A 6669-nucleotide genomic window follows, 5' to 3' on the forward strand; every position below is an offset into this window, starting at 1 on the left:
CGCAGGGTTCGCGGCGCGCTCGGACTGCCCGGCGCCTTCCGGCCCTGGCCCGTCGTCTCGCGGCCGACGTCCTCGGCGTGGTCGTGGGGGGCTTCCTGCCCGGACTGTCCGCGTGCCGCCCGCGCTTCGCCGGGGTTGCCCGCATCGGCGTTGCGCTCGCAGCGGCCTGGGCCTGCCCGGCGCTCGCCCGGCCACTCCGGGTCCGCCCGTGGGCTCGTGACCGAAGTCGTCGGCGCGGTCGCCGACGGCCTCCACGCGCGGCCTGCCCGTGTGCCGCGCGCCTCCCGGGGTGGCCTGCCGCGGCACCGCTCGGGCAGTTTCCTCCCGGCCCCGGCCCCGGCCCCGGCCCTGGCCCCGGCCCCGGGTCCGCCGCCCGTCTCGGTGCGGCCGGCGTCCTCCGCGCCGTCGAGGGCGGCTGGCCCCCGCGGCCCCCGCGCCCGCGGCCCCCGCCCCCGCGCCCCCCGCGCCCCCCGCGCCCGCGGGCTCCGTCGCGGTCGTGTGGGGTCAGGTGGGGCGGGGGGAGGCGGCGTGGCGGTCCAGGAAGGGGGAGACTCCCGAGGCCCGCCGGTGCGGAAGCAGCACCCGGGCCGTGCCCGCCAGCATGGTCTGCACGCGCGACGACTGGACCTGGCCCAGCAGGTCCAGCACCCGCATGCCCGCCGCCGCGGCCTCGTCCGGGCGGCCGCCGCGCGCGAGGTCGTCCGCCAGTTCCGCGGTGTACAGCGCGATGTTGCGGGTGAAGTGCGGGTCCTGAAGGTGCGCCGCCCGGCGAGCGTGCCGGGCCGCGCGCGGCCAGTCGCCCAGCGCCGACCAGCACTGCGCCTCCAGCCCCTCCAGCTCGGCCTCCCCGTAGAAGCTCATCCACTCGGGATCGGCGTCCGAGGGGCCGCGGTCGTGGAGGGCCTGCGCGCGGGCGAGTGCCTGTTCGCAGCCGGTGCGGTCGGCCAGCCCCGCCCAGCCGCCGGCCTCGCGCAGCGCCAGCAGCGACATCAGCCGGTGCGATCCCAGGGAGCGGGCGACGCGCTGCGCGGCCTGCGCGGCCCGCACCGCCTCGCGCGGCCGGCCGGCGTCGCGCGCGAGGAACGCCATGTTGCAGAAGGCGTGTGCCTCCAGGGCGTCGTCACCGGTCATCCGGGCGGTCGCGAGCGCCTCCGCGTAGTGCGAACGGGCGTCGTCGAAGCGGCCCGAGTCGTGCGCCAGCCAGCCCACCGAGATGGCCAGTTCGCCCGCGCCCGAGTGGAGCCGGTCGGCGGTCGCCTGCCGGGTCGCGCCGGCGTCCAGCAGCGCGTAAGCGGCGCGCAACGGGGCAGCCGCGCGCCGGTAGAGGCCGTCGGCGCCGTGCCGGTCGTCGAGCAGCCGGATCCGGCGCACGGCTTCCTCCAGGGCGCCCGCGTCGCTCGCCCCCGGGCGCCGGACGGGCCGCTCCGCGGCCGCGGCGTCGAGGGCGAGCCCCAGGGGGCCCACCAGCGAGGCGGCGGCCACCGTGGCGCCCCCGCCGGTCATGAATCCGCGACGCAGCACGTCGCTCTCCTCGTGATTCTCGTGGTGCTCGGGTGTGTGTCTCCGGTCCTGCGTGTCATACGGCCCGAAGGTGCCCCTCGTCTCATCCGCGGCGGGCGCCGAGGCCGCCGCGGATGAGACGAGGGGCGCGTCGTCGGCGGTGCGCGCCCCGCGCCCGCGTACGGACGAACGCGGCACGAACCCCAGGTCGGTGAGCGTGCGGCCGGGGAACATGTGCAGGAACACCCGCTCGTAGGCGTAGTTCGGGCACCGGATCTCACCCGCCTCGACCCGGCCGATGTAGCGCGCGTCGCAGCTCACCCGTTCACCGATCTCGCGGGCCGCCCGCCGCACCGCCGCGGCGAACTCGGCCGGCGAGCGCCGCCCGCGCAACCGCCGGAAGACGAGGTTCGGCCGTGGCCGCCCCGCGGGTGCGGACGCTGACCCCTTCGACGACGCCATGGCCGGGTCCTTCCTCGCGAACCGTCGAACCATGCCGGACCCGTGGTGAGCCGACCCCGTGCCGGGGCCGTCCCCCTGTGTCCGGCGGGGAAGAAGGTACTCGCTGTACCGGACCCGCCACGCAGGGTTTGGCGGCAAACCGGACGTCTCCCCCACGATCTGCCATGAACTGCCATCCCTTACGGCGGACTTCCGCCGTAGCCGTTGACGCCCTGGCGCGTTGAACCCCGTGGGCCGGGAGCCGCCCGGCTCCCGAGCCGCCCGCTCGTTGGGAGGAGTTCCGTGGTGGAGGCCGGGATGGAGACCAGGCAGAGCACCGGACCGCGGACGGCGCGGACGCCGCGCACACCGCTGACGACCTCGGGGCACCCGCCGGCCCCGGAGCGCGGCGGCCCGCCGCCGGCCGTCCCCGGCTGCGACGTGGTGACGGTTCCGGCGCGGCAGGGACTGGAGGCGGTCGACATCCTGCGGCGCGGCGCGTGCGACGCGGTCGGACCCGTGCTGCACGACGACGGCGGCGACACGCTCGGCTTCGTGGTCCCGCCCGGCACGGCCGCCGCCTGGGACGTCCCGGGCAGCACCTGCACGAAGACCGGCGCGCGGGGCCTGAGCCAGGATCCCGAGCCGCCGGTGGAGGGGGCGGACTGGCTGCTGCCGCCCGGCGAGGCGGACCCCGCCACCGACCCGGCCGTACTGCGCCGGGCGCTGGGAGAGGCGGCCCGCATGATCGAGGCCGCCGACAACTGCCACTGACCCGGGCCCCGAGGGCGGCGCCGTCGGCCGGTTGCGACAATGGCCGCCATGGGAAAGCCCAGGAACACCCGGCGTGGGAGCGGTGCCGCACACCTCGTCGAGGCCGTCGACGGCGGGCTCGCCGAACTCGTACCCGACCGGGACCGGGCGCGCGCCTGGACGCTGCTGATCGACGGCGCGCCGCAGTCGCACGTCGACCTCGACGACCCGGCCCGTCTCGCCTTCGAGTACCAGCGCCGGTTCGGACACGTCGTCGACCTCGCCGCGCCGGCCGGGAAGCCCGTCCACGCCGTGCACCTGGGCGGCGGGGCGTTCACCCTCGCCCGCTACGTCGCCGCCACCCGCCCCCGCTCCACCCAGCAGGTCGTCGAGCGCGACGCGGCACTGGTCCAACTGGTCCGCCGTGAGCTGCCGTTGGACCCGAACGCGCGGATACGGGTGCGCTGCGCCGACGCCCGCGAGGGCCTGCGCAAGGTGCCCGACGGCTGGGCCGACCTGATCGTCGCCGACGTCTTCAGCGGGGCCCGCACGCCCGCCCACCTGACCTCCACCGAGTTCCTCGACGAGGTCCGCCGGGCGCTGCGGCCGGGTGGCCGGTACGCCGCGAACCTCGCCGACGGGCCGCCGCTCGCCCACCTGCGCGGCCAGATCGCCACCGCCGCCGCCCGCTTCCCCGAACTCGCCCTGGTCGCCGACCCGACGGTGCTGCGCGGCAAGCGGTTCGGCAACGCCGTCCTCGTCGCCTCCGACGCCCCGCTGCCGGTCGCCGAACTGACCCGGAAGGCGGCCGGGGACCCGCACCCCGGCCGGGTCGAACACGGCCGCGCGCTGCGCGACTTCACCGGCGGGGCGGCCGCCGTCACGGACGAGGCGGCGGTCGCCTCCCCGGCACCGCCGCCCTCGGTGTTCCGCTGACGCCCAGTGTTCCGCTGACCGGGACCGGCCCGGTAGGTGACGTGAACCGGCTCAGTAGGTGACCTGAACCGGGCTCAGTAGGTGCCGATGTCCACGCGCGGCGGGCCGTCGTGCCAGGTGCAGAACACCGACACCCGGTCCGCGCCGGAGGCGAACTCCACCCGGATCCACGACTCCGTCTTCCACACCTGCATCGACCACCCCGCACCCGGCGTCGCCGACACCAGCGTCGCGGACGTCTCGCCGAGGTCGAACACGGCCCGGCCGCCGTCGGTGTCGTAGCTCCTGACCCGGCCGGCGGCGGTCGCGGACGGGTCGGGGTGCGTCGCCGGGGTCCGCGACGATGACGATGACGACGGCGTCGGCGTGGGCGTCGGGGTCGGGGACCGCCGGTGCGAGGGGCTCGCCGACGGGGACGGCCGCCGTGTCGACGACGCCCGCGGCTCCGCCTCCCGCGCGGTCGCGCCCGCCGCCGTGACGGGCAGGGCGCGCGGCGGGTCGTAGGCCGTGCCCGCCAGCACGGTGTGGACGCCGAACCACGACAGCGTGACCGCCGCGCCGGTGGCGAGCAACCACGCCAGTACGTGTACGAGTCCTCTGCGCATCGTCGGCCATACTGCCCCACCAGCCCCGTGAGTTGCACACGACAGGAGTTGTCCACAGGCCCCGGTGAGGTGCGCCCGCATGGCGTACGGTGCCGCGCATGGCAAGTGTGCTCGTGGTCGAGGACGACCAGTTCGTGCGCTCGGCGCTGATCCGGCACCTGACCGACGCCGCCCATACGGTGCGCAGTGTCGGCACGGCGCTGGAGGCGCTGCGCGAGGTCGCCCACTTCCGGTTCGACGTCGTCGTCCTGGACCTCGGTCTGCCCGACCTGGACGGGTCCGAGGCCCTGAAGATGCTGCGCGGCATCACCGACGTGCCCGTGATCATCGCCACCGCCCGCGACGACGAGACGGAGATCGTCCGGCTGCTGAACGCGGGCGCGGACGACTACCTCACCAAGCCGTTCTCCGTCGAGCACCTGTCCGCGCGGATGGCGGCCGTCCTCAGACGGTCCCGCTCGGCCGCCGGGCAGGCCCCGCACTCCGGCGTCCTGCGGGTCGGCGGCCTGACCGTCGACCCGCTGCGCCGCCGGGCCGAGCTGGACGGCGTCCGACTCGACCTCACCCGCCGCGAGTTCGACCTGCTCGCCTTCCTGGCCGGCCGCCCCGGTGTCGTCGTCCCCCGCAGGGAACTCCTCGCCGAGGTGTGGCAGCAGTCCTACGGCGACGACCAGACCATCGACGTCCACCTGTCGTGGCTGCGCCGCAAGCTGGGCGAGACCGCCGCGCACCCCCGCTACCTGCACACCCTGCGCGGCGTCGGCGTGAAACTGGAGCCGCCCGCCGACCGGCCCCCGGCGGAGCCGCGATGAGGTGGGCACTGGTCAAGGTCTGCCTCGCGGTCACCGCCATGGTCGTGGTCGCCTTCGCGGTGCCGCTCGGGCTGGTCGTCCAGGAGATGGCCCGCGACCGCGCGTTCTCAGGCGCCGAGCGGGAGGCCGCCGCCCTCGCCCCGGCGCTGTCCATCACCACCGACCGCGGCCAGCTGGAGAAGGTCGTCGCCTCCGCCGGCTCGGACGCCGGGATGGCCGTGCACATACCGCCGGCCGACGGCAGGGCGGCCGTCGACCTCGGCCGGCAGCGCGCCGCCGACGAGGACATCGCGACCGTGCGGAAGCTGGGCCGCGCCTCCACCACCGAGGTCTCCGGCGGCTCCACGCTGCTCCAGCCGGTCGCGCTGAGCTCCGGCACGATCGCCGTCGTCGAGGTGTACGTGCCCGAGTCCGAGGTCAGCAACGGCGTCGGCACCGCGTGGGCGGTGCTCGCCGCGGTCGGCGCCGCACTCGTCGTCGGCTCGGTCGCGGTCGCCGACCGGCTGGGCGTCCGCATGGTGCGGCCCGCCCAGCGCCTGGCCGAGGGCGCCCACGACCTGGGGGAGGGCAAGCTGGGCGCTCGCGTGCCGGAGGACGGGCCGACCGAACTGCGGCTCGCGGCCGTGGCGTTCAACTCGATGGCCGACCAGGTCGTCCAACTCCTCGCCAACGAACGGGAGCTGGCCGCCGACCTGTCGCACCGGCTGCGCACCCCGCTGACCGTGCTACGGCTGAACGCGGCCTCGCTCGGCGACGGGCCCGCTGCCGAGCAGACCCGCGCGGCCGTCGCCCAGCTGGAGCGCGAGGTCGACACCATCATCCGCACCGCCCGCGAGGCCAAGCCGCAGACCGCGGCCGCCGGTCCCGGCGCCGGATGCGACGCGGCCGAGGTCGTCCGGGAGCGGATGGCGTTCTGGTCGGCGCTCGCGGAGGACGAGGGCCGCAAGTGGCGGGTGGCCGGCGCCGACCGGCCGGTGCGCATACCCGTGGCCCGCGCGGACCTCGCGGCCGCCCTGGACGCGCTGCTCGGCAACGTCTTCCGGCACACCCCGGAGGGCACCGCCTTCGCCGTCGACCTGCACAACGGCGAGGACGCGGTGATCGTGCTCGTGTCCGACGCCGGGCCGGGCATCGCCGACCCGGCGGCGGCCATGGCCCGCGGGCGCGGATCCGGCGCCGACGGCTCGACCGGCCTGGGCCTGGACATCGTGCGCCGTCTCGCCGAGTCCACCGGCGGCGACGTGCGGATCGGCTCCTCCGTGCTGGGCGGCACCGAGGTGCGCGTCTGGATCCAGCTCGACGCACGGGAGCGCCCGCCCGCCCGCCGGGGCCACCGGGGAACCGTACGCCGCCGCAGGCGCCCCGCCCGAGTCCGCTGACCGTTCCTAGAAACTGAGCGGGAGTGAGTCCTGTCGCCAGAACTCATGCTCAGCCGGACGCCCCGAACGGTGTTGGGTGTCCCGGTCGCCCGCGTTCGCTCCGTGTCCGGCGCGCACGGATCGTGTCCGTGGTCGGTGGTCCGGGGGTGCGGGGGCGGGGTTCCTCACGCCCCGGGGCGCCCGGCCGGGCCTGGGCGGTCCGATGCCCCTGCTCATCACTCCGGTGAGCAGGGGGCGGTGCCG

At 76.6% G+C, this 6669-nt stretch carries 6 protein-coding genes and 1 pseudogene; 4 read left to right on the forward strand and 3 right to left on the reverse strand.

Annotation, left to right across the window (positions count from 1 at the left end; genetic code table 11):
• Positions 1-504: 504 nt before the first annotated feature.
• Positions 505-1962 carry a tetratricopeptide repeat protein gene (locus AB0G63_RS35950; protein ID WP_360759101.1) on the reverse strand — a complete coding sequence of 486 codons (1458 nt, stop codon included), beginning with the start codon at positions 1960-1962 and terminating at the stop codon, positions 505-507.
• Between the two features lie 297 nt (positions 1963-2259).
• Here AB0G63_RS35950 and AB0G63_RS35955 point away from each other — a divergent pair, with 297 nt between their 5' ends.
• Positions 2260-2715, forward strand: a complete 456-nt coding sequence (locus AB0G63_RS35955) for a hypothetical protein (RefSeq protein WP_360759103.1) — start codon at positions 2260-2262, stop codon at positions 2713-2715.
• A 48-nt stretch (positions 2716-2763) separates the two neighbouring features.
• Complete coding sequence (locus tag AB0G63_RS35960) at positions 2764-3630, forward strand: fused MFS/spermidine synthase (RefSeq protein ID WP_360759105.1); 867 nt, start codon at positions 2764-2766, stop codon at positions 3628-3630.
• A 74-nt stretch (positions 3631-3704) separates the two neighbouring features.
• On the opposite strand, the gene AB0G63_RS35965 is transcribed toward AB0G63_RS35960, so the two are convergent.
• Positions 3705-4235: a hypothetical protein gene (locus AB0G63_RS35965; RefSeq protein WP_360759107.1), complete on the reverse strand. Its 531-nt coding sequence runs from the start codon at positions 4233-4235 to the stop codon at positions 3705-3707.
• Between the two features lie 98 nt (positions 4236-4333).
• Between AB0G63_RS35965 and AB0G63_RS35970 the strand changes: the two genes are divergently transcribed.
• Positions 4334-5047: a response regulator transcription factor gene (locus AB0G63_RS35970; RefSeq protein WP_360759109.1), complete on the forward strand. Its 714-nt coding sequence runs from the start codon at positions 4334-4336 to the stop codon at positions 5045-5047.
• Complete coding sequence (locus AB0G63_RS35975; RefSeq protein ID WP_360759111.1) at positions 5044-6426, forward strand: HAMP domain-containing sensor histidine kinase; 1383 nt, start codon at positions 5044-5046, stop codon at positions 6424-6426. The genes AB0G63_RS35970 and AB0G63_RS35975 overlap by 4 nt, the downstream gene beginning before the upstream one ends.
• A gap of 6 nt (positions 6427-6432) precedes the next feature.
• On the opposite strand, the pseudogene AB0G63_RS35980 reads toward AB0G63_RS35975, so the two are convergent.
• Positions 6433-6669, reverse strand: a pseudogene (locus AB0G63_RS35980) (IS200/IS605 family accessory protein TnpB-related protein); the annotation flags it as partial.

The sequence above is a fragment of the Streptomyces sp. NPDC020996 genome (genome assembly GCF_040641355.1).
Classification (GTDB): domain Bacteria; phylum Actinomycetota; class Actinomycetes; order Streptomycetales; family Streptomycetaceae; genus Streptomyces.

What these genes read in the sequence shown, in the direction of transcription:
- AB0G63_RS35950 (WP_360759101.1), bottom strand. Translation starts at nt 1,962, where the DNA reads ATGGCGTCGTCGAAGGGGTCAGCGTCCGCACCCGCGGGGCGGCCACGG.
- AB0G63_RS35955 (WP_360759103.1), top strand. Translation starts at nt 2,260, where the DNA reads ATGGAGACCAGGCAGAGCACCGGACCGCGGACGGCGCGGACGCCGCGC.
- AB0G63_RS35960 (WP_360759105.1), top strand. Translation starts at nt 2,764, where the DNA reads ATGGGAAAGCCCAGGAACACCCGGCGTGGGAGCGGTGCCGCACACCTC.
- AB0G63_RS35965 (WP_360759107.1), bottom strand. Translation starts at nt 4,235, where the DNA reads ATGCGCAGAGGACTCGTACACGTACTGGCGTGGTTGCTCGCCACCGGC.
- AB0G63_RS35970 (WP_360759109.1), top strand. Translation starts at nt 4,334, where the DNA reads ATGGCAAGTGTGCTCGTGGTCGAGGACGACCAGTTCGTGCGCTCGGCG.
- AB0G63_RS35975 (WP_360759111.1), top strand. Translation starts at nt 5,044, where the DNA reads ATGAGGTGGGCACTGGTCAAGGTCTGCCTCGCGGTCACCGCCATGGTC.